General features: G+C 68.0%; 29 protein-coding genes and 1 tRNA gene. 19 read left to right on the top strand and 11 right to left on the bottom strand.

Going from position 1 to position 24,087, the window contains the following annotated elements; translation table 11 throughout:
* Positions 1-10 precede the first annotated feature (10 nt).
* The 3 genes from NVV90_RS14740 to NVV90_RS14730 form a co-directional block, all read right to left on the bottom strand.
* Positions 11-577: an RcpC/CpaB family pilus assembly protein gene (locus NVV90_RS14740; RefSeq protein WP_309304065.1), complete on the bottom strand. Its 567-nt coding sequence runs from the start codon at positions 575-577 to the stop codon at positions 11-13.
* A gap of 332 nt (positions 578-909) precedes the next feature.
* Entirely contained in the window at positions 910-1,182 is a 273-nt protein-coding gene (locus NVV90_RS14735) for an FmdB family zinc ribbon protein (protein ID WP_258438017.1), read from the bottom strand.
* Positions 1,183-1,297: 115 nt separating this feature from the next.
* A complete protein-coding gene (locus NVV90_RS14730; RefSeq protein WP_258438016.1) occupies positions 1,298-1,963 on the bottom strand; it encodes a 5-formyltetrahydrofolate cyclo-ligase in 666 nt (221 codons plus the stop codon).
* Between the two features lie 112 nt (positions 1,964-2,075).
* Between NVV90_RS14730 and galU the strand changes: the two genes are divergently transcribed.
* The 11 genes from galU to NVV90_RS14675 all read left to right on the top strand — a co-directional run bounded on the left by galU (position 2,076) and on the right by NVV90_RS14675 (position 9,001).
* Positions 2,076-2,981 carry a UTP--glucose-1-phosphate uridylyltransferase GalU gene (gene galU, locus NVV90_RS14725; RefSeq protein WP_258438015.1) on the top strand — a complete coding sequence of 302 codons (906 nt, stop codon included), beginning with the start codon at positions 2,076-2,078 and terminating at the stop codon, positions 2,979-2,981.
* 5 nt (positions 2,982-2,986) lie between these two features.
* Complete coding sequence (locus tag NVV90_RS14720) at positions 2,987-3,613, top strand: GNAT family N-acetyltransferase (protein WP_258438013.1); 627 nt, start codon at positions 2,987-2,989, stop codon at positions 3,611-3,613.
* Between the two features lie 132 nt (positions 3,614-3,745).
* Positions 3,746-4,645, top strand: a complete 900-nt coding sequence (locus tag NVV90_RS14715) for a hypothetical protein (RefSeq protein ID WP_258441195.1) — start codon at positions 3,746-3,748, stop codon at positions 4,643-4,645.
* 6 nt (positions 4,646-4,651) lie between these two features.
* Positions 4,652-5,452 carry an SDR family oxidoreductase gene (locus NVV90_RS14710; RefSeq protein WP_258438012.1) on the top strand — a complete coding sequence of 267 codons (801 nt, stop codon included), beginning with the start codon at positions 4,652-4,654 and terminating at the stop codon, positions 5,450-5,452.
* Positions 5,453-5,490: 38 nt separating this feature from the next.
* Positions 5,491-5,563: transfer RNA gene (locus tag NVV90_RS14705), tRNA-Ala, on the top strand.
* Between the two features lie 76 nt (positions 5,564-5,639).
* A complete protein-coding gene (locus tag NVV90_RS14700; RefSeq protein ID WP_309304064.1) occupies positions 5,640-5,993 on the top strand; it encodes a zinc ribbon domain-containing protein YjdM in 354 nt (117 codons plus the stop codon).
* A 61-nt stretch (positions 5,994-6,054) separates the two neighbouring features.
* A complete protein-coding gene (locus NVV90_RS14695; RefSeq protein ID WP_258438011.1) occupies positions 6,055-7,071 on the top strand; it encodes an NYN domain-containing protein in 1,017 nt (338 codons plus the stop codon).
* 27 nt (positions 7,072-7,098) lie between these two features.
* Positions 7,099-7,605 (top strand): universal stress protein, encoded by a 507-nt coding sequence (locus NVV90_RS14690; protein WP_258438010.1) that lies wholly within the window; start codon positions 7,099-7,101, stop codon positions 7,603-7,605.
* A complete protein-coding gene (locus NVV90_RS14685; RefSeq protein WP_258438009.1) occupies positions 7,595-8,029 on the top strand; it encodes a CrcB family protein in 435 nt (144 codons plus the stop codon). Before NVV90_RS14690 ends, NVV90_RS14685 begins: the two co-directional genes overlap by 11 nt.
* Positions 8,026-8,394: a fluoride efflux transporter CrcB gene (gene crcB, locus NVV90_RS14680; protein ID WP_258438008.1), complete on the top strand. Its 369-nt coding sequence runs from the start codon at positions 8,026-8,028 to the stop codon at positions 8,392-8,394. Before NVV90_RS14685 ends, crcB begins: the two co-directional genes overlap by 4 nt.
* Before the next feature lie 76 nt (positions 8,395-8,470).
* On the top strand, positions 8,471-9,001 hold the full coding sequence (locus NVV90_RS14675; RefSeq protein WP_258438007.1) for a ferritin: 531 nt from the start codon (positions 8,471-8,473) through the stop codon (positions 8,999-9,001).
* 25 nt (positions 9,002-9,026) lie between these two features.
* Here NVV90_RS14675 and zapE read toward each other — a convergent pair whose 3' ends face one another.
* The 4 genes from zapE to NVV90_RS14655 are packed head-to-tail and all read right to left on the bottom strand — an operon-like array spanning position 9,027 to position 11,609.
* Positions 9,027-9,620, bottom strand: a complete 594-nt coding sequence (gene zapE / locus NVV90_RS14670) for an AFG1/ZapE family ATPase (protein WP_258438006.1) — start codon at positions 9,618-9,620, stop codon at positions 9,027-9,029.
* On the bottom strand, positions 9,617-10,612 hold the full coding sequence (gene corA / locus NVV90_RS14665; protein ID WP_258438005.1) for a magnesium/cobalt transporter CorA: 996 nt from the start codon (positions 10,610-10,612) through the stop codon (positions 9,617-9,619). Before corA ends, zapE begins: the two co-directional genes overlap by 4 nt.
* A gap of 9 nt (positions 10,613-10,621) precedes the next feature.
* Positions 10,622-11,047, bottom strand: a complete 426-nt coding sequence (locus NVV90_RS14660) for a DUF1761 domain-containing protein (protein WP_258438004.1) — start codon at positions 11,045-11,047, stop codon at positions 10,622-10,624.
* A 40-nt stretch (positions 11,048-11,087) separates the two neighbouring features.
* Positions 11,088-11,609, bottom strand: coding sequence for an Lrp/AsnC family transcriptional regulator (locus NVV90_RS14655; protein ID WP_258438003.1), 522 nt, complete (start codon positions 11,607-11,609; stop codon positions 11,088-11,090).
* 162 nt (positions 11,610-11,771) lie between these two features.
* Here NVV90_RS14655 and NVV90_RS14650 point away from each other — a divergent pair, with 162 nt between their 5' ends.
* Complete coding sequence (locus NVV90_RS14650; protein ID WP_258438001.1) at positions 11,772-13,007, top strand: MFS transporter; 1,236 nt, start codon at positions 11,772-11,774, stop codon at positions 13,005-13,007.
* 32 nt (positions 13,008-13,039) lie between these two features.
* On the opposite strand, the gene NVV90_RS14645 is transcribed toward NVV90_RS14650, so the two are convergent.
* Positions 13,040-13,546 (bottom strand): Lrp/AsnC family transcriptional regulator, encoded by a 507-nt coding sequence (locus NVV90_RS14645; protein WP_258438000.1) that lies wholly within the window; start codon positions 13,544-13,546, stop codon positions 13,040-13,042.
* Between the two features lie 132 nt (positions 13,547-13,678).
* On the opposite strand from NVV90_RS14645, the gene NVV90_RS14640 reads away from it, so the two are divergent.
* Entirely contained in the window at positions 13,679-14,842 is a 1,164-nt protein-coding gene (locus NVV90_RS14640) for a PLP-dependent aspartate aminotransferase family protein (RefSeq protein ID WP_258437999.1), read from the top strand.
* 3 nt (positions 14,843-14,845) lie between these two features.
* On the opposite strand, the gene NVV90_RS14635 is transcribed toward NVV90_RS14640, so the two are convergent.
* Positions 14,846-16,126, bottom strand: coding sequence for an MFS transporter (locus NVV90_RS14635; protein WP_396125316.1), 1,281 nt, complete (start codon positions 16,124-16,126; stop codon positions 14,846-14,848).
* A 109-nt stretch (positions 16,127-16,235) separates the two neighbouring features.
* Between NVV90_RS14635 and NVV90_RS14630 the strand changes: the two genes are divergently transcribed.
* Positions 16,236-17,210 carry a LysR substrate-binding domain-containing protein gene (locus tag NVV90_RS14630; protein WP_258437997.1) on the top strand — a complete coding sequence of 325 codons (975 nt, stop codon included), beginning with the start codon at positions 16,236-16,238 and terminating at the stop codon, positions 17,208-17,210.
* Here NVV90_RS14630 and NVV90_RS14625 read toward each other — a convergent pair.
* Positions 17,185-18,228, bottom strand: coding sequence for a nitronate monooxygenase family protein (locus NVV90_RS14625; protein ID WP_258437996.1), 1,044 nt, complete (start codon positions 18,226-18,228; stop codon positions 17,185-17,187). The genes NVV90_RS14630 and NVV90_RS14625 overlap by 26 nt on opposite strands.
* A 59-nt stretch (positions 18,229-18,287) precedes the next feature.
* Here NVV90_RS14625 and NVV90_RS14620 point away from each other — a divergent pair, with 59 nt between their 5' ends.
* The gene (locus NVV90_RS14620) at positions 18,288-19,223 is read left to right on the top strand and encodes an N-acetylglucosamine kinase (protein WP_396125405.1); all 936 of its coding nucleotides are present in this window, start codon (positions 18,288-18,290) and stop codon (positions 19,221-19,223) included.
* Between the two features lie 51 nt (positions 19,224-19,274).
* Here the strand turns inward: NVV90_RS14620 and NVV90_RS14615 are convergent, their stop codons facing one another.
* Positions 19,275-20,300, bottom strand: a complete 1,026-nt coding sequence (locus NVV90_RS14615) for a pirin family protein (protein ID WP_258437995.1) — start codon at positions 20,298-20,300, stop codon at positions 19,275-19,277.
* A 49-nt stretch (positions 20,301-20,349) separates the two neighbouring features.
* Here NVV90_RS14615 and NVV90_RS14610 point away from each other — a divergent pair, with 49 nt between their 5' ends.
* Genes NVV90_RS14610 through rsgA form a run of 4 tightly spaced genes read left to right on the top strand, consistent with a single transcriptional unit; the run spans position 20,350 to position 24,035 of the window.
* The gene (locus NVV90_RS14610; protein ID WP_258437994.1) at positions 20,350-22,143 is read left to right on the top strand and encodes a beta-galactosidase family protein; all 1,794 of its coding nucleotides are present in this window, start codon (positions 20,350-20,352) and stop codon (positions 22,141-22,143) included.
* Positions 22,144-22,196: 53 nt separating this feature from the next.
* Complete coding sequence (locus NVV90_RS14605; protein WP_258437993.1) at positions 22,197-22,649, top strand: NUDIX hydrolase; 453 nt, start codon at positions 22,197-22,199, stop codon at positions 22,647-22,649.
* Between the two features lie 26 nt (positions 22,650-22,675).
* Complete coding sequence (locus tag NVV90_RS14600; protein ID WP_258437992.1) at positions 22,676-22,834, top strand: hypothetical protein; 159 nt, start codon at positions 22,676-22,678, stop codon at positions 22,832-22,834.
* A 28-nt stretch (positions 22,835-22,862) separates the two neighbouring features.
* Entirely contained in the window at positions 22,863-24,035 is a 1,173-nt protein-coding gene (rsgA, locus tag NVV90_RS14595; RefSeq protein WP_258437991.1) for a ribosome small subunit-dependent GTPase A, read from the top strand.
* Positions 24,036-24,087 lie beyond the last annotated feature (52 nt).

Here is a 24,087-nt window from a genome sequence, read left to right as displayed (position 1 = left end):
CCCGCAGCGCTCACCCTGCCGCTCCAGGGCCTTGTCCCGCGCTGGCGGCCGGCGGATTGACCAGGACGAAGAACAGCTTCCCTTGCGTCGAGGCGCCCGCAAGCCTCCCGGCCTGCGCGGGATCCGCTGCCACAACCACCAGGCCGTCCGTCTCTCCCGTACCGAGCCACTGCCCGGGCTGCCCGCCCTGCGCCGAGGTCCACAGCACGGGAACCGCGGTCGCCAGCACTTCGCTCTTCCTGGCCTCGAAGCCACCGGTGCCGGTCAGCACAATCGTGATGAGCTGCCCCGGTGAGAGCAAGCGGAGGGACGCCGGATCGGCTATTCTCAGCGGGACGGCGGCAGAGCCAGCCGGAGCGCCTGTGAGCAGTCCCGGGCCGAGCAGTTGCGCTTCGGTGGGGATCTGCCCCTTTTGCAATGGGGTGGCGAGCTGCCTACCGGAAACGGCAGTGCCCGCCGGCAAGACGCCCGGGATGGCCAGGTCCGGAGGCACGTCCAAGGGCACCAGGTCGGCGGCGCCCAGACTCGAACCTGCCGGAAGATCCCGCGCCGCAGCCAAGACCTGAACGCGTTGCACCGAGGCAGGGGTCAGTTGATGAACGGCAATCCCCGCGGCGGTGCACAACAGCAGTGCCACCAAGAGGCGGCGGTTTCGGTTGAGCCAACCATTGAGTTTCCGGGGGAAGGCCTGCCGGCCGGCGATTAAGTCCCTGCCGTGGTACGCCGCGCCACTGTGAAGGCGCTGAGGCGCGCGTGGCGAACGGCCGGACCTTGGAGCCGGCGGGCGCCGCGGCCCGGCCAGGGACCGGGCGGGGCGGGATGTCTGGAATCGTTGTGGCATGAAGCCACGCTAGCCAGCATCCGGCGTCGAACGGCAGGGCCCGGAGACCCTATGTGGATAAGTGGGTGCTAGCTGGCCGCGGCAACGGAGGCCGGTGCCGCGGCAGGGGCTGCAACAGGGGCCGGGGGAGCCGAGGGAGCGGCAGACACGGTGCTGCCCTTTGCGTCGCGGGAATCAGTGCGGTAGAAGCCTGAACCCTTGAAGACCACGCCGACGCTGTTGAACTTCTTGCGCAGGGACCCCTGGCATTCGGGGCATTCCGTCAAGGAGTTGTCTGTGAAGGCCTGGACGATGTCAAAGGCATGGTCGCAGTCCTTGCAGGCGTAAGCATATGTGGGCACTGATGATCCTCCTCCAGGACAAAGTTCAGGTCCTGCGCTGCGGCATCGAATGTTACGGTGCCTAGCAGTCTCAGGGCCTGAGTGCCAATTCTATCATCCGGGAGCCTTGTGTCCGCTATGGAATATGCCGGTTATCACAAGCAACGGTGCTACGGCGCGCCCGGTCCGGATCCGCCGTCGGGCCCGTACCGAGCCGGACGACGCCGGACGGCGTCAGCGCCTCGGCCACGGGGCGGTCAAACGGCTCGGCCGGGATGGTGCCGGCGGGCAGCACTTCGCCGTCGTAGACCACCGCGATGGTCGGCGGCAGGACTCCTGAACCCTCGAGGAAATCCAGGAGCCGGTCATAGTAGCCGCCGCCCTGTCCGATCCTGCTGCCGGCCCTGTCCACCGCCGTGGCAGGCAGGAAGATACCCGCTGCTCCGGCCACCACCGTGCTGGGATGCCGCTCGCCAACGGGCTCATCAATGGGGGCGTAGCGGGAGCGGACGAATTGCGTGTCGGGCGTCCAATGGACCCAGCTGAGCTGCCGCTCGGGCTCGCACACAGGAAGGAGCACCCGGTGTCCTGCCGCATGGAGTGCGGCCATGAGCGGTAGTGTGGGCGGCTCGAAGGAAACGCCCAGATAGACGGCGAAGACAGCCGGGGCTCCGCCTGCCCGCCCTGCGGCCCAGTCTGCGCCGTGCCCGGCCACGCCGGCGCCGGCCTCCTGCAGCTGGGGCAGGCTCATGGCCTTGCGGACGCGGCGGTGTCCGCGCCGGAGCTCTTCCTTGGATGCCATGTGTTCCGTTCCTTCGTACCTGATCGCGGCCGGCCGCGGAGCCCAGGCCACGAAGACGTGCGCCTGGACGATTGTTTAGCCGTTGTTGTTGCCCTTCCGTTAGATTAGTCCCGTGACTTCCGATAACAATGCTGTCCGTAAGGCCGTGATTCCCGTTGCCGGGCTTGGAACCAGGTTCCTGCCCGCCACGAAGGCCATGCCGAAGGAAATGCTGCCTGTCGTGGACAAGCCAGCCATCCAGTATGTGGTGGAGGAGGCCGTCAAGGTCGGCCTGAATGACATCCTGATGATCACCGGCCGCAACAAGCGCGCCCTGGAAGACCACTTTGACCGCGTTCCCGCGCTCGAAGCCACGCTCGCCGAAAAGGGTGACACGGGCAAACTCGAGTCCATCCGGTCCGCAACCAACCTGGGAGACATCCACTATGTCCGCCAAGGTGACCCCAACGGCCTCGGCCACGCCGTCCTGCGTGCCAAGCAGCACGTTGGCAACGAGCCGTTCGCCGTGCTCCTCGGCGACGACCTCATAGATGCCCGTGAAGACCTGCTTAGCGAGATGATCGCCGTCCAGCAGAAGACCGGCGGATCTGTGGTGGCCCTCATCGAGGTTGAGCCCTCCAAGATCAGCGCCTACGGTTGCGCCGACATCGAGGAAGACGGCGAAAACGGCTACGTCCGCATCAAGCAGCTCGTGGAAAAGCCCACTGTCGAGGAAGCTCCTTCGAATCTCGCAGTGATCGGCCGCTATGTGCTGCACCCGGCCGTGTTCGAGGTACTGGAAAACACGGCGCCGGGCCGAGGCGGGGAAATCCAGCTGACCGACGCCCTCGAGGTCCTGGCCGCGGGCCAGGGCGAAGGCTACGGCGTCTACGGTGTCGTGTTCCGCGGACGCCGCTACGACACCGGCGACAAGCTCAGCTACCTGAAGGCCTGCATCGAGCTTGCCTGCGAGCGCGAGGACCTGGGTCCGGAACTGCGCGACTGGCTCCCGGGCTTTGCCTCCACTCTGAACAAGTAGCCCGCATGTGGGGCTCGGCCATCTGGCCGGTGACGCTGGAGCACGGCGATCTTGCGCTGCGGCCAATCCGCTACCGCGACCGCCGGGAGTGGACCGAAGTACGTTCCCGCAACACTGATTGGCTGGCGCCATGGGAGGCCTCCAATCCGGCGCCGGGCGGGCACCTGCCCAATTATCGGCAGATGGTGGCATCCCTCAACGAGCAGGCGCGGCACGCCTCGGCACTCCCGTTCGTCATCACGGAACGGACCCCCGGTTTCAGGGAGCCAAGGATCGTGGGCCAATTGACTGTCTCCTCGATCGTGTGGGGATCGGCCATGATGGCAACCCTGGGTTACTGGGTGGATCAGGCGCGTGCCGGCCATGGCATTGCACCGACGGCCGTGGCCATGGCCACCGACCATTGCTTCCGCACGCTCGGGCTTCACCGCATGGAGATCAACATCCGGCCGGAAAATGCCCCCAGCCTGCGCGTAGTGGAGAAGCTTGGCTTCCGGGACGAGGGACACCGGGAGCGGTTCCTGCACATCAACGGGGAGTGGGCGGACCACCGCACTTTCGCCCTCACCTCCGAGGAAGTTCCAGAAGGCATCCTCGCCCGTTGGGTGCGAGGCGGTGCCGCGTCCCCGTAGCGACGCCCGGAGTCATGTATCCAGTGATTTGAGGACTGTGGGGCGACACACCGCATCTAATGCGGCAGCCCCCGTCCAAATGCTTCTACGGTTTTGACTGTGGACTTCCCTCTCAGCAGCTCAGTGATACTGGTGGTCACTGTCGCGCTCTGGATGGTGTGGGTGGCACCCCACATCCTCAGGAACCGACGGCCGCAGCTTCAGGCCGCCGGTGCGGGGGAAACCGAGGTACTTGACGATGAAGCAGACGAGCCGCGCGCCGGGGTGGTCCTGAAACTGGCCCCCAAGCAGGAGAAACCCATGGAGACCATGCATAGCAAAGCGCCGGCGTCGCCCCTGGAATCCCGCGTGGCCGAGTCGTCCCTCAAGAAGTCGCCTGTTACTCCCTTCACCATCCGTTATGCCCGGTTTTCTTTGGCGTTGTCCGGCCTTTTCTTGCTGCTGACGGCATTGGTTTCGGGCGTGCTTCGTCTTTTCGGCACCGGGTCCGGGTGGCTTCCCTCGGTGTCTTTCGTGGGTGCCGTGCTTGCCGTCGTTACGTTGCGGAGGCTCGCTCTAAGGGATCTCCGGGAACGCCGGGCGCGCCGCGCCGCGCAGTCGGTGACCATCCCAACGCCTGAGCGCTATTTGCCGAAGGATGCACCGGTGGAATCGAGGGAGACCACGGTTTTCGACGCCGAGGCGAGGAACCGCGAAGCCGCACGGCTTTCCGCGGTGGAGCTTCGCCAGGCCGCCTTGGCGGTGGCTGTTGCTGCAGGCGACAAGTCCGTTGAAGCTGCCCAGGACTCCAAGGGATCCAGTTGGCAGCCAGTTGAGGTTCCGAAGCCGACGTACGTCGGTGCTGCCAAGGCGCCGCGTCCGGCTCCCGAGCCCCTTGATCTCCCGGAGGCCCCGAAGCCCGTCGGCAATCCGGTCCTCAAACAGGGCACAGAGCAGGCTGAAGCCGCAGCAGTTGGTCAGGCGCGTGGTGCAGCCAAGGGCCAGAGCGCGCTGAGCAACCTCGACGACGTCCTGCAGCGCCGCCGCGCCTAGCCCGGCATGACCTCCATCTGCGTCGCCGGTGGAACCGGCCAGGTAGGCCGTGAAGTCGTCCGGCTGGCCCTCGCTGCGGGGCACCGCGTCGCCGTGATCAGCCGCCATGAGCCGCTGCCGGGATCGCCGGCCCGCCACGACGGCGCCAGCTACTTCACGGCCGACATCACCACCGGAAAAGGCCTGCCCGGCGCACTGGCGGGTGCCGACGTCGTGATCGATTGCCTGGAGGGCCAGTTCGGCAAGGCCCGCAAGACCTTCGCCGACGGCGGTGCGCGGCTTCTTGCCGCAGCCCAGTTGGCTGGTGCGCGGAAAGCCGTGGCGCTGTCCATCATCAACTGCGACCAGAGCAGCTACGCGTTCTACGCGTCGAAGGCCGACAAGGAGCGCCGGTATGCGGAATCTGGCCTTGAAACCGTAGTGGTGCGGGCAACGCAGTTCCACAGCCTCGTGGCAGCGATGTTCGAGGCAGGCGCGAAGGTGCGGCTGCTCCCGGCGTTCAAGGGCGTGCAGTTCCAGACCATTTCACCCTCCGAGGTGGCCGGCGCCCTCCTTGAGGCGGCACTGGAAGCCCCCTCAGATGAACGGCACAGGCTCCGCACCGTGGGCGGCCCGGATGTCCAGGCCATGCGGGAGCTTGCCGAGGCCTGGAAGTCGGCCACGGGGGCCCGAGGCCGGATTGTGGAGCTTCCACTGCCCGGTGCCATGGGCGCCTACCTGCGCGCGGGAAAGAACCTGGTCCCGGAACAGCGGTATGGCTCCGAGTCGTTCGTGTCGTGGTTGGCAAAGCAGCGGGATAGTTTGTAGCCTAGGGTCACTGGCCACGCCGCGTTGGCGCCGGCCCGGGGGCTATAGCTCAGTTGGTAGAGCGCTTCGTTCGCATCGAAGAGGTCAGGAGTTCGAATCTCCTTAGCTCCACAGTGAAGGGGACCGCGTTCCAAGTCCGGGCGCCCGCGTTTCCGCCCGGCCCACTGGCCTCGACTATCATTGACGTGTGAATGAGATTCTGCCCCCGTGCCCCGAATGCTCCAGCGAATACACCTACGAGATGGGTGCCCTGCTGGTCTGCCCCGAGTGCGCACATGAATGGTCCGCCGCGCCCGCAGACGACGCCGGTCAGGACCAGGGGCAGCCCATCAAGGACTCCGTCGGAAACGTCCTGACCGACGGTGACACCGTCACGGTGGTCAAGGACCTCAAGGTCAAGGGCAGCCCCACCTCCATCAAGGTCGGCACCAAGGTACGCAATATCCGCCTCATCAACGGCGTGGGCGACCACGACATCGACTGCAAGGTGGACGGCTTTGGCCCCATGCAGCTCAAATCCAGCGTGGTCAAGAAGGTCTGACGCGCCAGCATTCCGGGCCGCCCTCCGCGCTCCCAACGTGCCAGGTGGCTAGGATCGGTGCATGGCACCCCAGAGCGCTATCTTCGTGGACGCCGGCTTCCTCCTTGCAGTAGGCGGGCTGTCCCAGGCCCAGACCTCTCTGCGCTCGGCCTTCGACGTGGACCATCAGAAGCTGATCTCCGGCATCAAGGCCCGGGCCGAGGAGTTCTGCGGCCTCGAAACCCTGCGCATGTACTGGTACGACGCCGCCAAGGACGCCGTGCTGAGCGAGCAGCACAAGAAGATCGGCATGGTGTCCGGCGTCAAGGTCCGGCTGGGCCGGCTCTCCTACGGCGGGGACCAGAAAGGCGTGGACCTCAAGCTGGGTCTGGACCTTGTGGGCATCGCACGCAACCGGGCGGCCCGCGTGGTCTTCCTGGTTTCCGGTGACGACGATCTTGCCGAAGCCGTTGAAGCGGCCCAGGAACTCGGCGTCAAGGTGGTTCTGATCGGGATCGAGGACCAGTGCCACCGGCTCGGCGTCCGGTCCGTGGCTGAACACCTGGCCCTGACTGTCGACAGCATCATCACCCTGCCCATGGAACTCATCGAATCCTGCTTCAAGAGCAAGCCTGCCGTGATCCGGCTGGCCCCGTCCTCCGGCACCCAGCTCCTGTCGCAGCCTCCCTTGCCTGGCCCCAAGGCCGGGATGGGCCGCCCGGTACCGGGTCCGCCGCACCATGTCATGGCTCCGGCGAACGGACTGCAGGCAGTACCGCAGCCCGCCACCCTCCACCGCGCCCGCGCCATCGAATCCGGGATCGTCTACAGCAGCGGCCCCGCGTCCGCCGTCGAGGAATCAGCGATGCTTGTTGCGCAGGAGGTGGGGGAGCGCCTGGCCGTCAACTGGCATGGCGCCGCCACCCAGGGTGAACTCAATGAGCTCTTCGCCGACAGGCCGTTGCTGCCGCCGGAGCTGGACAGGGTGCTCCTGAAGGACTGCGCCCAGCGGATCGGGGAGCACAAGACTGACCTCCAGGGCGTCAGGCGCATGCTCCGGGATTCGTTCTGGAGCAAGATGGAGGAATTGAGGCAATGACCACTTCGCACGCAAGGGGTGGCCGGCATGGCTGAGTCAGGATCGGCGGCGGGCATCACCGGTCCCGTGCTGCTCGGCGTCGTCCCGCATCAACCCGCGATCGTCCTGCGCCGCGCTGCCGACCTTGCCCTGAGCGCCGGCGTGGAACTGGTGTGCGCGTACGTGGACGTGGCGAGCTACCCGGTGCCAGGCGACGCTGCCGGCGCGGCTCAGCCGATTGATCCGGACGGGGTCGACGACGACGCCGGGCCAATCGCGGAGGGCATCCGCTCCCGGATTGCCGCCGAACTGGGCGGGCTGCCCCTTGCGTGGCGCTTCGTCACGCTGGCCGGCCAGCCGGCCCGTGCATTGGCACACCATGCCGACGCCATCGACGCCGCCATGATCGTGGTCGGAACCCATGAAGGGCGGCTGGGTGCCCGGCTCGAGGAGCTGCTTGCCAGTTCCGTTGCCGTGCACCTCACGCACCGCCAGGGCCGGCCGGTGCTGGTGGTCCCGTTGAGTCCCGCGATGCTCCCGCACCATGACGGCTGAGGTGCACCGGCCCGTCCACCTGCACGGGCGGCTTGTCCTGTTGGTGGCAGCCGGCGGCGTGCTCGGCGCCCTGGCCCGCTACGGCCTCGGCTTCGTCATCCCGGCCCCGGGCGGCTGGCCGCTCCCCACGCTCGTGATCAACCTGTCCGGCGCGCTGGTCCTGGGGGCTCTTCTGGAAGGACTTTCGCGCAGGGGGCCCGACGCCGGATGGCGGCAGATCCTGCGGCTCGCCGTCGGAACTGGTTTCCTGGGCGCCTTCACTACTTACAGCACACTGGCGCTCGACGCCGTCCACCTGTTCGACGCGGGCCGGTCGACGGAGGGGGTCTGGTACCTGGGTACCAGCCTGCTGGGAGGCGTCGCGGCCACGGTCGCCGGCATCTGGTTGGCGGCCCGGCAGCACCGCCGGATGGTCCGGCAATGACGGTCCTGCTGCTCGCCCTGGCCGGCGGGGCCGGGGCCGCCGTGCGGTTCGTGGTGGACGGACTGGTCCGCTCGAAGCTCAGGACGGCGCTTCCACTGGGAACCATCCTGATCAATGTGTCAGGCTCCCTGCTGCTGGGGTTCCTGGCCGGGCTCGTCATGCGGCATCTGGCACCGGAATCGCTCCAAGTGGTGCTGGGGACGGGATTCCTGGGCGGTTACACGACGTTCAGCACCGCCAGCCTGGAGACGGTGCGCCTGGTCCAGGCAGGGCGGACCGGACTGGCGCTGGCCAACGGCATCGGCACCATGGGCGCCTGCGTGCTGGCGGCTGCCGGCGGTGCCGGCCTTGCGTCACTGCTTTAAGCCGGTGACGCGCCGCCTGGCGCTCTGCGGTGTTTGAAGCCTGTCCGGTGTCGGTGCCCGACGGTAGGATCGGGCCATGGCTAAGAAGACATTCAATGAACTGTTGTCCACCCAGGTCGCGAATGAGTTTGCGGCATCCCAGCAGTACATCGCCGTGGCGGTGTACTACGACGGCCAGGATCTGCCCCAGTTGGCCGCGCATTTCTACCGCCAGTCCCTCGAGGAGCGCAACCACGCCATGATGATGGTCCAGTACATGCTGGACCGGAACCTGCCGGTGGCCGTCCCCGGCATCAGCGCGGTGCGCAACGAGTTTGCGGATGCCAAGGAGCCCATCCAGCTGGCCCTGGAACAGGAAAGGGAAGTCACCCGCAACATCGAGGAGCTGTTCCGTGCCGCACGGGCGGAGAACGACCCCCTCGGTGAGCAGTTCATGCTCTGGTTCCTCAAGGAACAGGTGGAGGAAGTCGCCTCGATGACCACGCTGCTGAACATCACGGAGCGGGCCGAGAACCTCTTCGACATCGAAAACTACATTGCCCGCGAGACAGTCGGCGACAGCGGACACGACTCCAGCGCCCCGCCCACCGCGGGCGGAGCCATCTAGGAACATTGGGCAGGGTGCCGGGAGCCTAGCTCCCGGCACCCTCTGCAAACGTATATTCGCCGGGCCGGTCCACGCCGGCCCGCTCGCTGGCGTCGGGGGACTCAACCCGTCCCAGCAAGGCCAAACGGCTGGCGATCCGTGCCATCTCCGCAGGGAGTCCTGTTTCCGTGCCGATGGAGTCCGTGTCCGTGCTGCCCCAGTCAAAGGGCCCGGCCCCGATCAGGAACAGCGCAATGTCCAGCTCCTGAAGGACTTCCACCACCTGGCCAAAGCGCTGCCAGGCGGCCGCCGGGCCAAGGGCAAATTCGAGCCGCGGCGAGGGGACGCCGTCGATCACCCACATCCGGTGCTCCGCGGCCAGTGCCTGGAAGTCCGCCGTCGTGGCCGGCCCGCCGCAGAGTTCGGCGAAACTGATCCACAGCAGGTCCGGTTCGGCATTCCTGGCCGTGATGGGCCGGGTAGCCAGCTTCAGGACCCTTCGCTGGACGTCCGACGGCGGGAAGAGCCCCAGCCGCCCGAGTTGCCTGGGTGAACCCGGGGTGATGATGCGGCCCGCGCGGAATCCCAGGGCAGGTTCCGCACCGCGCGACTGCCCGTCCGGCGGGTGGCCTGCGGTCACAGCCAGCCTTTGCGCTTGAAGATCACATACATGAGCAGGGCGGCGCCGAACATCAGCCCCATGGCCATGGGGTAGCCGAAGGCCCAGTGCAGTTCGGGCATATGGTCGAAATTCATGCCGTACACGCCCGCCACGATGGACGGCGCAAAGAAGATGGCGGCCCACGAGGAGATCTTCTTGACCTGCTCGTTCTGCGCCGCGCTGGCCTCGTTCTGCCGGTTGGCCGTCAACGTGCCATCCAGCGTGAGGGCATTCTGGAGCAGGTCGCGGAAGCCGTTGACCCGGGAAATGAGGATCTGGACGTGGTCCTCCACATCGCGGAGGTTGCGCTGCAGTTCGATGTCCACGCCGTACTTCACGAAGCCGCGCTTGAGGAGGTCGATCATCTCGGGCAGGGGGTTGATTGCCCGCTGGAACTGGATGACCTCGCGTGCGAGTTCGTAGATGCGGCGCGACACGGTGGTGTCGCCGCTGAAGAGCTGGTCCTCGATTTCGTCGATGTCGTTTTCCAGGCCGGCAACCACCGGTGCGTAGTCGTCCACCACCTGGTCCAGGAGGGCATAGAGCACGGCTTCTGGACCGCAGCGCAAGAGCTCCGGCTGGTGCTCCAGATAGCGCCTGACCTGGGCAACCCCGGGCGTTTCTGCATGGCGGACCGTCACCACAAAGTTGCTTCCCGTGAAAATATGGAGCTCACCGAACTCCACGGTCTCGGTTTCGTCCAGGTACCGGGCCGGCCGGAGGACCGTGAAGAGGTTGTTGTCGTAGCGTTCCAGCTTGGGGCGCTGGTGGGCGTTCACTGCGTCCTCCACGGCCAACAGGTGGAGACCGAATTCGGCGGCCACAGCGGCCATTTCCATCTCGTCCGGCCGGTACAAACCGATCCAGACCATGCCGCCGTGGGCGGCCAAGGTTTCGACGCTCTGCTCGAGGCTGTCCGGGGTGGCGGTGCGGACGCCGTCTACGTAGACGGCGTTGTCAATGATGGTCACGGTTTGAGGCTACTGCATGGCACCGATGATGGCGCCGGCCACGGTCATGGCGAGGATGTCATGGCCAGAGTCGATGACTGTCACCGCCGCGGGCCGCCCGGCGAAGCCGTTGTGGATCACGTGCCCGCCCGCGCGGAAGATGACTGCCACCACCAGTGCGAACCAGCCGCCGGCCAGTGCATTGTCCAGTCCGAGCTTGCTGATGAAGACCGCCAGCAGGATGCTGGTCAGGGCCGCTGCGACCATCATGGGGATCCAGATGCCCGCGCCGGCCTCCATGTTCTTGAGGTCCTCTTCGGTCTTGCCGATGGCCTGCATCCATCGGCGGCCGAGCACAGCGGGCATGTACCAGACGAAGCCTATGACCATGCTGGACACAAAGGCCAGGAGTACGGCGAGCCAGTTGATCTGCGATACGTGTGAGAGCCAGTCCATGCTCGAATACTAGCCCCGCCCGGCCAGGGAAGACCGAGGATCAAGCGCCCTGTGGTGTGCGTGTTGCCGGGGCCGCCGCAGCTGCCATCAGGCCGATCAGCGGTTCGGTCCGGTACGGGATATGGGTGTGCAGTGCCAGGACGGTTTCCGTGCGGATGACGCCCCGGATCCGCAGCACGGATCGCAGCGCCGTCTGGAGGTTGTGCGTGTCCGCGGCCACCACGCGGCACCACAGGTCGCCGCGCCCGGAGATCTCATGGACTTCCAGCACCTGGGGGATCAGGCGCAAGGCGCCGATCACGCCGTCGAGTTCGCGGTGGGTGACCTCGATCGTGACGAACGCGACGACGTCGTACCCCACCTTTTCGAGGTCCACTTCGCGGCCACCGTTGTTCAGCACGCCCGCACGCAACAGGCGCCGGACCCGCGCCTGGGCGGTGTTGCGGGCGATGCCCAGGGTATCGCTGAGTTCGGCGATCTGGATGCGGGGGTCCTTGACCAGTTCCAGGAGGATCTTCAGGTCCAGGGGGTCGAGGCTGTTCAAAACGTCACTCCGGATCATGTTGGCATCGCTTGTTTGAGTATTTCGCTCAATTTTCCCACGATTGTCTGCTTTTTGGATCAGTGGCTATTGCATTCTGTTGCCATCAAGACTTTGGCTGTGCGGCTGCCGTGTCCCACGAGGACGCGGCGGCCGGCCGGCCACCTAGGCAAAGGCACGGCAATGACTGTCTTTAGCGAACTGCGCATGCGCCCGGCCACCGCCGGGCGCTGGGGCTGGGATGCTTCCACCACCGCGAGGCTGGTGCTAGCCGGCGTCGTGATTTTCACGCTGCTGCTCGGGGCCAATCTGGCGACCCCGCTGTACCCGCTCCTGCAAGAGCAGCTGGGGATCTCGTCCCTGGGCGTGACGGTGGCCTTCTCCAGCTACGTGCTCGCTTTGGTGGCCGTCCTCATGCTTGCCGGGCACTGGTCCGACCACATCGGCCGTCGGGCCGCCCTGGTGCTGGCCGTGCTGGTGGGCCTGCTGGGCGGCATGGTGTTTGCCAACGCGGACAGCCTGTTGGCGCTGTGCGCGGGGCGGGCCCTTCAGGGCGTGGCCGTCGGGCTGGCCACGGGTGCCAGCTCCGCCGCCTTGCGCGAGCTGCTGCCGCAGCGCCCGGACTGGGCCTCGCGGTTCACGCTGCTGTCCTCAGCCGGCGGAGTCGCCGCCGGTCCGGCCGTCGGCGGGCTGCTGTCGCTGCTTCCCGGGGCAACGTCCGCGCCCTATTACGTCCACTCTGCCGTGCTGCTGGCAACGCTCGTGCCGCTGTGGCTGCTCAAGGCCCGTCCGGCGATCGCACCAGGCGACGGCCCACGGCCGTTCACGGCCCTGGCGCCCCGCAGGCCCTCCATCTCGCGCGAGGCGAGGGGTGCCTTCTGGCTGGCGGCGTCGGTGGGCTTCCTGAGCTTTGCCGTGTTCGGCTTCTGCCTCTCGCTGGCCCCCGGCTACTTCGCCGCGGCCGTCCACGCCGATACGCGGCCCCTCATCGGCATTCTGGCCGGCATCACGCTGGGGGCTTCGGCACTGAGCCAGTTGCTGGCGGTCCGCGGCCGGTTCACGGTGCCGGCGGGCCTTGCCGTCCTGGGCGTCTCGGTGGTGCTGGTGGGTGCGGCCGCAGCCTGGTCAAATCCCTGGCTCCTGGTGGCCGCCAGCCTTGCCGCGGGCGTGGGGCAGGGCCTTGCCTTCCGACAGGTCTTCAACCACGTCGCCGGGCAGGTGGAGGCCTCCCGCCACGCCCAGATCATCAGCACCCTCTACGTCATCACGTATCTCGGCAGCGCCGTCCCGGTGATCGGGCTCGGGCTCGCCGTATCGGTGCTGGGGCTGGGCACGGCCGTTGCCGCCTTCACTATGCTGTGCGGCATCGCGGCACTGGTGCTCGCGGCGGTCTCGCTGCGGGGTATCGCCCGGCGCTAGTCCTGCCCCGGCGGACGTTACTCCAGCAGTCGTTACTCCGGCAGCGGGCCGCGGTTGCCGGGGATGTGCTGGAACACCATGGTGGTTTCCGTGTGGCCCACCACGGGGTCCGTGGCCAGGTTGTCCAGGAGCCAGTTGCGCAGTTCGTCCGTGTTCGCGACGGCGATGTGCAGGAGGTAGTCCACGGAGCCGGTGGTGTGGAACGTGGAAATGACGGCAGGCAGCTTGGGGACGCGTGCCGTGAAGCGGTCGATCTGGTCGCGGTCGTGGGCGCGGAGCCGGACTGCAATGAGGGCCTGCACCGAACGTCCAATGGCCGGCAGGCTCAGCACGGCCTCGAAGCCCTCGATGATGCCGCGCTCGCACAGGGAGCGTGTGCGCATGAGCGCCGTGGAGGGGGCAATGCCGACGAGTTCGGCCAGCTGCTTGTTCGAGATCCGGGCATCGTCCACCAAGGCGGCCAGGATGCGCTCGTCGATGGCGTCCAAGGGCTCGGCATTGACAACACTGGGCCGAACATTCTTCGCGGGGTTGCTCACAGATCCTCCTGAAAGTGCTTTCCGTTCATCATAATCCGCGATTTCGAGACATTCCATTCATGGCCTGTATCCAGCTCCGAATTATTGCCAGATACTGACCGGATTCAACGGTGAATAATTCTAAGGAGAGCAGTGCCTACCTTCGACACACTCGCAGTCCACGCCGGCCGGGACGGCCTGACGGAACAGGGCGTCCATGCCGTGCCGATCGATCTGTCCACCACGGCCCCGCTTCCCTCGGTCCACGACGGCGGCCTGGCCTACGAGCAGATGGCCACGGGCGGAGTGCCCCTCGACGGGCAGAGCACCGTGTACCAGCGCCTGTGGAACCCCACCGTGGCCCGCTTCGAGAACGGCGTGGCGGCACTCGAAGGAGCCGCCGAGGCCGTTGCCTTCGCCACCGGCATGGCTGCCCTGAGCGGTGTCCTGCTCGCCATGAAGTCCGCCGGAAAGAACCATGTGGTGGCGGTCCGCCCCCTCTATGGCGGAACCGACCACGTCCTGGCAAGCGGCCTCCTGGGGACCGAAACCACCTTTGCCGCGCCCGCGGAGGTCCGCGCAGCACTTCGCCCGGACACCGGCTTGGTCATCGCGGAAACCCCGGCCAACCCGAGCCTGGAGCTGGTGGACCTGGCCCGGCTCGTCGGGGACGCGGACGGTGTCCCGGTCCTGGTGGACAACACCTTCGCCACCCCGGTCCTGCAGCAGCCCCTCAAATACGGTGTGGCCATGGTCCTGCACAGCGCCACGAAGTTCCTGGGCGGCCACGGCGATGCCATGGGCGGCGTGGTGGCCGCCGGCCCGGAGTGGTCCAGGCGGCTCCGCAGCGTCCGCGCGGTCACGGGAGGCATCCTCACTCCCTGGCCGGCGTACCTTCTGCACCGGGGCCTGGCGACCCTGCCCATCCGTGTGCGGGCCCAGCAGGACGCCGCACACAAGGTGGCCATGGCGCTCTCCGGCCACGAACTGGTGGGCAAGGTCTACTACCCGGGACTACCCGAATGCGATCCCCTGGGCCTGGTGGGCACACAGATGTCCGGACCCGGATCGCTCATGGCCTTCGACGTCGAATCCGCGGAACACGCCGGGCGCATCCCGGGAGCGGTCCGGCTCCTGACGCACGCGGTATCGCTGGGCGGCATCGACACCCTCATCCAGCACCCGGCCGGGCTGACCCACCGCCCCGTCGCAGCTGACGCCAAGCCCCACGCGCAGATGCTCAGGGTCTCGATCGGCCTGGAGGATCCGGCGGACATCCTCGACGACCTGGTCCAGGCCATCGAGTCCACCCGGTAGGCCTCAGCCGGCTGGCGCCGCGGCAGGGGAGCGGTGCACGACGGCGGTGATCACCGCTGTCGTGCAGGCCAGGGCGGTGAGGCTGAGCGCCAGGGCCTGCCAGCCGAATGCCTGGAACACCAGGCCGCCGGCCCAGCCGATCAGGCTGGAACCCAGGTAGTAGGAGAGGTTGTAGAGCGACGCCGCCTGGGCGCGGCCATCCACGGCGATGGCCCCGGTCCAGCCGGCCCCCACGCTGTGGGCGGCGAAGAAGCCGGCGGTGAACACGATGAGTCCGAGAAGGATCACCGCGAGGTTGTCGAGCACGGTCAGGGCGAGTCCGCCGGCCATGATGCCGATGCCCGCCAGCAGCACATTCCGGCGGCCAAAGCGCAAAGTGAGCCCTGCGCCCCAGCGGGAACTGACGGTCCCGGACAGGTAGGCCAGGAAGATCAGGCTGACCAGGGTGGCCGGCAGCGCGAAGGGCTCCGCGTGCAGCCGGAAGCCGAGGTAGTTGTAGACGGCCACGAATCCGCCCATAAGCAGGAACGCCTGGATGTAGAGGGCCAGGAGCTTCGGGTTGGCACTGTGCGTGCCCAGCGTGCGCATGGCGCCGCGGAAACCGCCGGCCGGTGCAGGGCAGAAGCGCCGCTGCTTGGGTACCAGCACCAGGAACAGGACCGCCGAAACAGTCGCGAGCAGGGAAACCGCGAAGGCCGCCGAGCGCCAGCCCCAGAGTTCGCCGACCGGACCGGCCACCAGACGGCCCGCCAGGCCGCCCAGTGTGGTGCCCGCGACGTAGCTGCCGGCGGCGAGCGCGGTGTGGATCTTGCTGACCTCCTCATTGAGATAGGCAATGGCGATTGCCGGGATGCCGCCCAGCGCCATGCCTTCGAGGGTGCGCAGCCCCAGAAGGACCGGCATGGTGGGGGCCAGGGGGACCAGCAGGCCGAAGACCGTTGCAGCTGTCATGCCGATGGCCATGGCCCGCACGCGTCCGATCCTGTCCGCCACAAACGACCACGGGAGGACGGTGACGGCCAGGCCCACGGTTGCCAGGGAGATGGTGAGCGCGGCCTCGGCGGCGGTGATCTGCAGCTCGGCGGCCATGAGGGGGAGCACCGCCTGGGTGGAGTAGAGCTGCGCAAAGGTCGCGACGCCGGCCAGGGCGAGGCCCGCCAGGATGCGGCGGTATCCGCCGGAGCCCTTGAGATGGCCCTCCCAGTTTGAGGCCACGGCGCCTGGGGAAAGTGTTTTGCTCACCGCTTCAGGGTAGGACTGCCCTGGAAGATACTTCCAATGCATGATTTAGTTGGCTTTCATTCGGAATTCGCATTGAATCCTGCCGCCTGCCCCGCCCGCCCCATGCGTGCCCGCCGGAGGCGGTGAAGGTACAGCCCCGGAAGGCCGGTCCATGGATATCGAACACAAGCAGCTGGTCCAGCTCCTGCCCCTCCTGCCGGTGCTTGCCCAGCTGGGGCGCACGCAGCACGTCACGGAAACCGCCGAAATCCTTGGCGTGCCTCAGCCCACGGTGAGCCGGGCGCTTGCCCGGGCCAGCGCCGTGGTGGGCACCGAACTGCTGGTGCGGGACGGCCGCGGCATCCGACTGACTCCCGCCGCCAGGACGCTCCTGCCGTACATCGAAGCGGCGCTCGCCGAGTTCCAGGCAGGCCTGGACCGGGTCCGGCACGAGTCCGCCGTGGTCCGCGGCCGGATCTCCGTATCCTTCCAGCACACCTTCGGCGAGGCGACGCTGCCCATCCTGATCAGTGCCTTCCGGAGCCGCCACCCGCACACAGCCTTCGAGCTGAGCCAGGGGGCGCGTGCGGGCTGCCTCGAGGACCTGGCCGCCGGCGACGCCGACTTTGCGCTTACCGCGCCGGTGGCACCCGAGGGCCGGGGCATCCGCTCGGCCGCCCTGTACCGTGAGCCGCTGCGCTTCGTCCTGCACCACCGGCACCCGTTGGCCGGCAGGACCAGGGTGCACCTGTCGGAGCTGCGCAACGACCCCTTCGTGTCCCTTCCCTCCGGGCTCGGCCTGCGCTCGCTGAGCGACGCACTCTTCAGGGAAGCCGGCTTCCGTCCGCGCACGGCCTTTGAAGGCCAGGAAAGCTACACAGTGCGCGGACTGGTGTCCGCCGGGCTCGGCTTCGGCATCCTCCCGCCGGCGGGTCCGGGATCCGGCGGCGGACAGTACCTTCGCGCGGCAGGCCTGGGACTGGTGGAGGTGCCCATCGACTCCGGGCTGGCCTTCCGGGAAATCGGGATCGCCTGGCGGGAACGGGCCGTGGAACCGGATCCCGTGCGGTTGTTCCGCGAACTGGTCCTCTCCGAAGGGGCGGAGCTGCTGGCCGGCCTGGTCAAAGCCCGCTCAGGAACCCCGTGACCACAATTGCGACCGGACCGTCCTTGGCTTCCCGCCAGCCCGTTCCTGCCCAGAGGTTGAGTCGTTCTGCGTCGCCGGCCGCGGCGGCGGCTGCCCGCACAGGCGCCGTCAGATGGTGGATGGCCGGGTAGCCGTCCGGTGCATCGGCATGGTCCTGCACGAAGTCGTTGACGAGGGCGCGCGCCCAGCGCCCGGTGAACGCCCGCGTCATGGCCGTTTCGGTGAAGCGCGGGTTTGCCAGCGCGTCCTTGTGCAACTGCCTGGCACCGCTTTCGTCGGTGCGCACCAGGGCAGTCCCCAGCTGCCCGGCCACGGCTCCGGCCGTCAGCACCTCCCGGAGCCCGGCACCATCCATGATCGCGCCTGCCGCAATGAGGGGGACCCCGACGGCGGTGCGCACCTCGGCGAGCAGCTCCGCCGTCGTGCCTGCCCGGGACAGCCGCTGCGGCTCCGGCAGGAAGGCGGCGGTGTGCCCTCCGGCGGAGGCATGTTGGACCGCGAGGGCATCCGCGCCCTGCTCGACGGCGAGCCGGCCTTCCGCGGCGCAGGTGACGCTGGCGATGACCACGGTTCCTGCCCGCTGCAGGGCCCGGACCACGGGAGCGCCGGGCAGCCCGAAGGCGAAGCTCGCGAACTCGACCGGTTCGGCCAGGAGGGCCTCGATCTTGGCCTGCCAGGCGTCGTCGTCGTCGAGCCGCAGCTCCGGGATGGCCACCCCGTAACGCCGGCCTTCCGGCAGCAGCGCGGTGCGGTACGCCTCGAGCACGGCCCTTCCGCCGGGACCGGCCGCCGCCCCGGCCAGCAGCCCGGCATCGGGCACAAAGACGTTGACGCCGAACCGCGCACCGGAGGCACGGACGGCCCTGATCTCAGCGGCCATGCCCTCCACGGTCTTGTACCCGGCCGCCAGGAAGCCGAGCCCGCCGGCCGCATGGACGGCTTCGACAAAGCGCGGCGTGGACGTTCCCCCGGCCATGGGTGCCGCGATCAGCGGCGTTCCGAACAAGCTTTCGGCCATGCTGTGCTCCTTCAGGGGTGCTTCAAGCTACTCTTTTCCACGTGAACAATGCCCATAACATCCTGCCCACTGCAAACGCATCCGCTGTCGAACCGGGCGCAAGCTCCGTGGCCGGTACCGTGATCGGGATCGACATCGGCGGGACCAAGACGCACGGCGTCCGCTTCGAGGACGGCATCCCGGTGCGCGATGAAAGCACCGGCAGTTCCAACGTACAGAATGTAAGCCGCGAGGTGGCGGCGGCCAACCTTGCCGCCCTGTTCGGGCTGCTCGGCGGCGGCAGCGTGGATGAGGTCTACGCCGGAGCCGGCGGGATCGACACCGAGGAAGACGCTCAGGCACTTGCCGCGCTCATCAGCCCGCACGTGCCCGGTGCCCGGGTCACCGTGGTCCACGATTCGCGCCTCCTGCTGGCGGCCGGAGGAGCGGCCACGGGCGTGGCCGTCATCGGAGGCACCGGCTCGGCGGCCTGGGGCAGGAACGACGACGGCGACGAGGCGCGCGCCGGCGGCTGGGGCTATCTCCTGGGCGACGAGGGCAGCGGGTATTGGCTTGGCCGCGAGGCCGTGCGCCACAGCCTCCGCCGGATGAACCGCGGACTCGAAGCCGATGAACTCACCACCGCCCTGCTGGATTCCTGTGGGATCGACGGTCCGGACAAGCTCATCGCCCTGTTCCATTCCCCGGATACCGGGCGCCGGTTTTGGGCGCAACAGGCCAGGCTGGTGGTGGAGGCCGCTGCGGCCGGCCACGAAGCAAGCAGCACGCTCGTGGAGCAGGCCGGCCGCGACCTCGCAGAGCTGGCGGCCCAGGTGGTCCGGCAATTGGGCATCGACGGACCCGTCATCTTGGGCGGCGGGCTCGGCATGAACGTGCCGGCCCTGCAGGACTCGTTCCGCTCAGGCCTGACGGCGCAGGGCATCACGGATGTCCGTGTGCTGGAGCAGGAACCCGTCTTCGGCGTCCTGCAGCTGGTGGCCGAGCAGCGCGGCTGAGCAGCGCAGCCCGGCCGGAGCAGCTGAGCCGGCTGAGCTAACTGAACGCAGCTAGCGGCGCGTGCGCGGCCGGAGCTGGACGCCCGGCATGGGCGGCGCCGGAATGCGTCCGGCCTCCGGGCCCGCATCGGGTCCGTGGCCGGCGATGAAGCCGAAGCGCGCCGCGGCGGCGGCCGTGTCGTCCAGTCCGGCCTGTGCTTCCCAGTCTTCCCGGGCCTGCTCCACTTCCTCGTGCGTGCGACCCACGAAGTTCCACCACATCAGCAGGTCCTCCTCGAAGGGCTCGCCGCCCAGGAGCATGAAGCGGGTGTCCGCGGCGGCGTCGAGCGAGAGGGAATCGCGGCCGGCGCCAAGGTAGGCCAGGGGACCCGGGTCCACCGCCTGTCCATCGATCACCAGGCTGCCGTCCAGGACCAGTACGGCGTGCTCGAAGTGTGCTTTGAGCGGCAGCACGATGTGCCCTGCTGCCGTGATTTCTGCGCCGACGATGGGGCTGTACATCGTGGCCGGCGACTGCTGGCCGGCAAATTCCCCCACCATCACGGTGGCTGTGAATCCGGGCCCCGAGGCGCGCGGCAGATCGCGGTGTTGTTCAAAGGCCGGGGGCCGGTGCCGTTCCGCGTCCGGCAAGGCCACCCACAACTGCAGCCCGCGCTGGACAGGCAACGAGCCGCCGTCGTCGTCCAATCCCACGCCCTCCGGAAGCACGGAGAACTCCGAGTGGGAGATACCCCTGCCCGCCGTCATGATGTTCAGCTCGCCGGGCCGCACCACCACGTCGCTGCCCACGCTGTCCCGGTGGCGGACGGGACCTTCCAGCGGCCACGTGACCGTCTGAAGGCCGCAGTGGGGGTGGGGGAGGACGCTCATGGCCACGCGGTCCGGTCCGAAATTGTCCAGGAAGCACCAGGCGCCGACCGTCGGCAAAGCGCGCTGGGGCAGGGTCCGGAAGACGTTCATGGCGCGGACGCCACCCAGCGGCACCTCGCGGGCCGGCCACAGCTCCACGCAGGGCGCGTGGCCCGGATGGCCCGCCGGGCAGAGCTCCTGGACGGGGGCTGTATCGAGATTCGTCACGGGGACCTCCATGTGCATAAATGTTGGAAAATGTACTAATCTGTTTCGTGTGACCCACGCCATCCTGAGCTACCATGACGCTGTCCTCTACCGTTCTGGCGAACGCTACCGCATCCTCGCCGGGGCCATCCACTACTTCCGGGTCCACCCGGAGCACTGGGCGGACCGGCTGCGCAAACTCAAGGCGATGGGCGCCAATACGGTGGACACCTACGTGGCATGGAACTTCCACCAGCCCCAGGCCGGAGTGGCCCCCGACTTCACGGGCTGGCGCGATCTCGGCCGCTTCATCGACCTCGCTGCGGAAGAAGGCCTCGACGTCATCGTCCGGCCCGGGCCCTACATCTGCGCCGAATGGGACAATGGCGGTTTCCCGGCATGGCTCACCGGCACGCCCGGGATCGGGCTGCGCTGCATGGACCCGCAGTTCACCGCCGCCATCGAGGAATGGTTCGACCACGTGCTGCCCATCATCACCTCGCGCCAGGCCTCCAACGGCGGGCCCGTCGTCGCGGTCCAGATCGAAAACGAGTACGGCAGCTACGGCGACGACCACGACTACATCCGCTGGAACCGGCGCGTCCTTGAAGAACGCGGCATCACAGAGCTGCTGTTCACGGCCGACGGCGGCAACGACTACTTCCTCGACGGCGGCTCCGTGGAGGAAACCTGGGCGACGGCGACGCTCGGCAGCCGCGGCGACGAGGCCATGGCCACCTGGCAGCGCCGCAGGCCCGGCGAGCCGTTCTTCAATGTCGAGTTCTGGGGCGGCTGGTTTGACCACTGGGGCGAAAACCACCACCGCCGCGACGCCGGCGACGCCGCCGCGGAGGTCCGCAAGATGCTGGACCTGGACGGCTCCGTCTGCCTCTACATGGCCCACGGCGGCACCAACTTCGGCCTCGGTTCCGGCAGCAACCATGACGGCACCAAGCTCCAGCCCACGGTCACCAGCTACGACTCCGACGCCCCCATCGCCGAAAACGGGGCACTGACGGCCAAGTTCCACGCGATGCGCGCCGAGTTCTACCGCGCCCAGGGCATCGACGAACTCCCCGAACTGCCTGCAGAGCTGCTCGCCGAGCCGGCCGTGCTGCCCGCCCAGACCCTGCCGCTCAGCCCGGCCCCCGGGCTGCTTGAGCTCGCCCGCGGCGCCGGTGAACCGGTGCGCAGCGTCCGCCCGCTGAGCTTTGAACAGCTCGGCCTGGACTCCGGCATGGTGTTGTACTCCGCGGAAGCCGTCCTGCCCGGGAGCCCCGGCGCTCCCGCGGAAGCCCGCTTGAAGATCACCGGCCTGAACGACCGTGCCTACGTCTGGGTGGACGGCACCTTCGCCGGAGTGCTCGACGACGTCACCGGGGCCGAAGGCCTGGCCGTCACCGGCACCGGAGTCCTGGCCAAGCTCGACATCCTCGTGGAGAACCTGGGCCGCATCAACTACGGCCCCCTCACGGGCCACGGCAAGGGCATCCTCGGCGGCGTGCTCGTCAACCAGCGCTACACCTTCCACTGGACCCAGACGCCCGTTGCGCTGGCGGAGTGGGGGGACACGGAACTTGACCTCCTCGCCGGGGCCGAATTCGACGCCGAAGCGCCCGCAGACACGTACCTGGCCCTGCCGGGATCGGGCAAGGGCTTCGTGTGGCTGAACGGCTTCCTGCTGGGCAGGTACTGGGAGAAGGGCCCGCAGTTCACCCTGTACGCGCCCGCACCGCTTGTCCGCGCCGGCCGCAACGCCATCAAGGTGCTGGAACTCGGCGAGCCCGGAACAACGGTGGAGCTCCGCGAGACCGCCGACCTGGGACCGGAGGAAGCGGGCAGGATCGCCGCCGCGGAACTCTAGCCGGATCGTGCCCGGCACGAGCTGGTGCCGGGCACCGCAACTATGCTGGCTCCATGAGCCTCCACTTCGATACCCGCCCTGCGGCCTACGCCGTCATCATCCGTGACGGCGCCATTCTGCTGGCCTACTGGAAGCAGGACGGCAAGGAAGGCTGGACGCTGCCCGGCGGAGGACTGGACCTGGCCGAACACCCGGTGGACGGTTGCCGGCGGGAGATCTTCGAGGAGACCGGCTACGAAGCCGAGATCGGGAGCATGCTGGGGATCGACGTCGGCCATTGGCCGTCGGACGTCCGGCTGGACGGATCCGACCGCGACCTCCAGTCCCTCCGTCTGGTCTACGAGGCCACCATCACCGGGGGAGAACTGACCCATGAGGTGGACGGGAGCACCACCCACGCAGCCTGGATAGCACTTGGCGAGGTGTCCGGGCTGAACCGGGTCTCCCTGGTGGATGTTGCCCTGCGCCTGCACGCCGAGCGCCCGGCCAACGGCAAACCTTCGTGAGAAATCCCTAGCCAAGGAGGCCCTCCTTGGCTAAGCTGAACATCGTTGCCGGCGTACCAGTTGCCGGCCTGGATGCCGAGGAGGTGGATTTGATGATTGCCACGATCTTGCGCGCCCCGCACTCAGTCGCGGCGCACCGTCATCACATCACCATTCCCGTCCCGGCATCAGCCTGCCAGAACTAGGCGGCCGGGCCTCAGCAGAGGCTATCCATTGAACACATACGCTTCTTCAAGCGACCCTTCAATCACCACCAGCAGTCGGCAGCTTCACGGACCCGTGGAGTATGGCTTCACCGATAAAGCCGCGGAGCTTTTCCGGGCCAACCCAGCGCCCGCCACCCAAGACAGGACGAGCCCAGGGCGCGTGGTCCGCCTGGACCGGAACCGCGTCCTGCTCGCCACGGCGCCGGGCCTCCTCCACCTGCCCTATCCGGCGGACGGCGAAGTGCCGGCCACCGGCGACTGGGTGTGGCTTGGCCACAACCGGGCAGGCGAAGCGGCCATTGTCGCGGTCCTGCCGCGCCAATCGGCACTGAGCCGCAAACGCGCCTTCGAGCACTCTTCGGAGGAACAGGTACTCGGGGCCAACATGGACGTGGTGGGCGTGGTGGTCCCCGTGGACCGGCCGCTCACCCACAACCGGCTGGAACGGACCCTCGTTGCGGCCTGGGATTCCGGCGCCACGCCGCTGGTGGTCATCACCAAAGCGGACCTTGCCGACATAGCGGACGACGTCGTCGGGGAAGTCATGCAGCAATCCGCCGGAGTGGAGGTGGTCACGACCTCGGCGGAACAAGGGGACGGACTGGACGAACTGCTGCGGCACGTTCCCCGCGGCGGAACGCTGGTGCTGCTCGGGCCTTCGGGGGCCGGCAAGTCCACGCTGATCAACGCCCTCGCCGGCCGTGAGCTCCAGGAAACGGGCGCTGTGCGCGCCGGCGACGGCAAAGGCCGCCACACCACCACCTCACGGGAACTGGTGCCCTTGCCGGGCGGCGCCGTGCTGATGGACACCCCCGGCGTCCGCGGCTTCGGGCTGTTCGACGCCGAGGACGGCATGGACGAAATGTTCAGCGACCTGGAGGAGCTTTTCGCCCGGTGCCGCTTCGCGGACTGCAGCCATGGGCAGGAACCGGGCTGTGCGGTGCAGGCCGCCCTCGCCGAGGACGTGCTGGATGTCCGGCGTTGGAACAGCTACCTGAAACTGCAACGCGAACTCGCCGCCCTCAACCGGCGCCACGACGCGGCTGCCCGGCGCGCCTACCAACGGGAATGGCACCAGAAGGTGGTGGTGGCCGGCAAGGGGCAGCGGGCCGCCGAACGCTTCCGTCACGACCAGGCGGAGGAACGTTCGGAGCGGAGCAGCAAGCGCCGGAAACGCTGAACATTGCCGTTTCGTTGCGGTATTCGTGGCTTCGCTGACATCGTCGGCGGGG

Source organism: Arthrobacter sp. CJ23, assembly GCF_024741795.1.
GTDB lineage: Bacteria > Actinomycetota > Actinomycetes > Actinomycetales > Micrococcaceae > Arthrobacter.
This window is presented reverse-complemented; position numbering and strand designations above follow the sequence as displayed.

What these genes read in the sequence shown, in the direction of transcription:
- NVV90_RS14635 (WP_396125316.1), bottom strand. Translation starts at nt 16,126, where the DNA reads ATGCATTGGAAGTATCTTCCAGGGCAGTCCTACCCTGAAGCGGTGAGC.
- NVV90_RS14655 (WP_258438003.1), bottom strand. Translation starts at nt 11,609, where the DNA reads ATGATCCGGAGTGACGTTTTGAACAGCCTCGACCCCCTGGACCTGAAG.
- NVV90_RS14685 (WP_258438009.1), top strand. Translation starts at nt 7,595, where the DNA reads ATGACGGCTGAGGTGCACCGGCCCGTCCACCTGCACGGGCGGCTTGTC.
- NVV90_RS14710 (WP_258438012.1), top strand. Translation starts at nt 4,652, where the DNA reads ATGACCTCCATCTGCGTCGCCGGTGGAACCGGCCAGGTAGGCCGTGAA.
- NVV90_RS14730 (WP_258438016.1), bottom strand. Translation starts at nt 1,963, where the DNA reads ATGGCATCCAAGGAAGAGCTCCGGCGCGGACACCGCCGCGTCCGCAAG.
- crcB (WP_258438008.1), top strand. Translation starts at nt 8,026, where the DNA reads ATGACGGTCCTGCTGCTCGCCCTGGCCGGCGGGGCCGGGGCCGCCGTG.
- NVV90_RS14660 (WP_258438004.1), bottom strand. Translation starts at nt 11,047, where the DNA reads ATGGACTGGCTCTCACACGTATCGCAGATCAACTGGCTCGCCGTACTC.
- NVV90_RS14690 (WP_258438010.1), top strand. Translation starts at nt 7,099, where the DNA reads ATGGCTGAGTCAGGATCGGCGGCGGGCATCACCGGTCCCGTGCTGCTC.
- NVV90_RS14650 (WP_258438001.1), top strand. Translation starts at nt 11,772, where the DNA reads ATGACTGTCTTTAGCGAACTGCGCATGCGCCCGGCCACCGCCGGGCGC.
- NVV90_RS14605 (WP_258437993.1), top strand. Translation starts at nt 22,197, where the DNA reads ATGAGCCTCCACTTCGATACCCGCCCTGCGGCCTACGCCGTCATCATC.
- NVV90_RS14695 (WP_258438011.1), top strand. Translation starts at nt 6,055, where the DNA reads ATGGCACCCCAGAGCGCTATCTTCGTGGACGCCGGCTTCCTCCTTGCA.
- NVV90_RS14630 (WP_258437997.1), top strand. Translation starts at nt 16,236, where the DNA reads ATGGATATCGAACACAAGCAGCTGGTCCAGCTCCTGCCCCTCCTGCCG.
- NVV90_RS14675 (WP_258438007.1), top strand. Translation starts at nt 8,471, where the DNA reads ATGGCTAAGAAGACATTCAATGAACTGTTGTCCACCCAGGTCGCGAAT.
- NVV90_RS14720 (WP_258438013.1), top strand. Translation starts at nt 2,987, where the DNA reads ATGTGGGGCTCGGCCATCTGGCCGGTGACGCTGGAGCACGGCGATCTT.
- NVV90_RS14625 (WP_258437996.1), bottom strand. Translation starts at nt 18,228, where the DNA reads ATGGCCGAAAGCTTGTTCGGAACGCCGCTGATCGCGGCACCCATGGCC.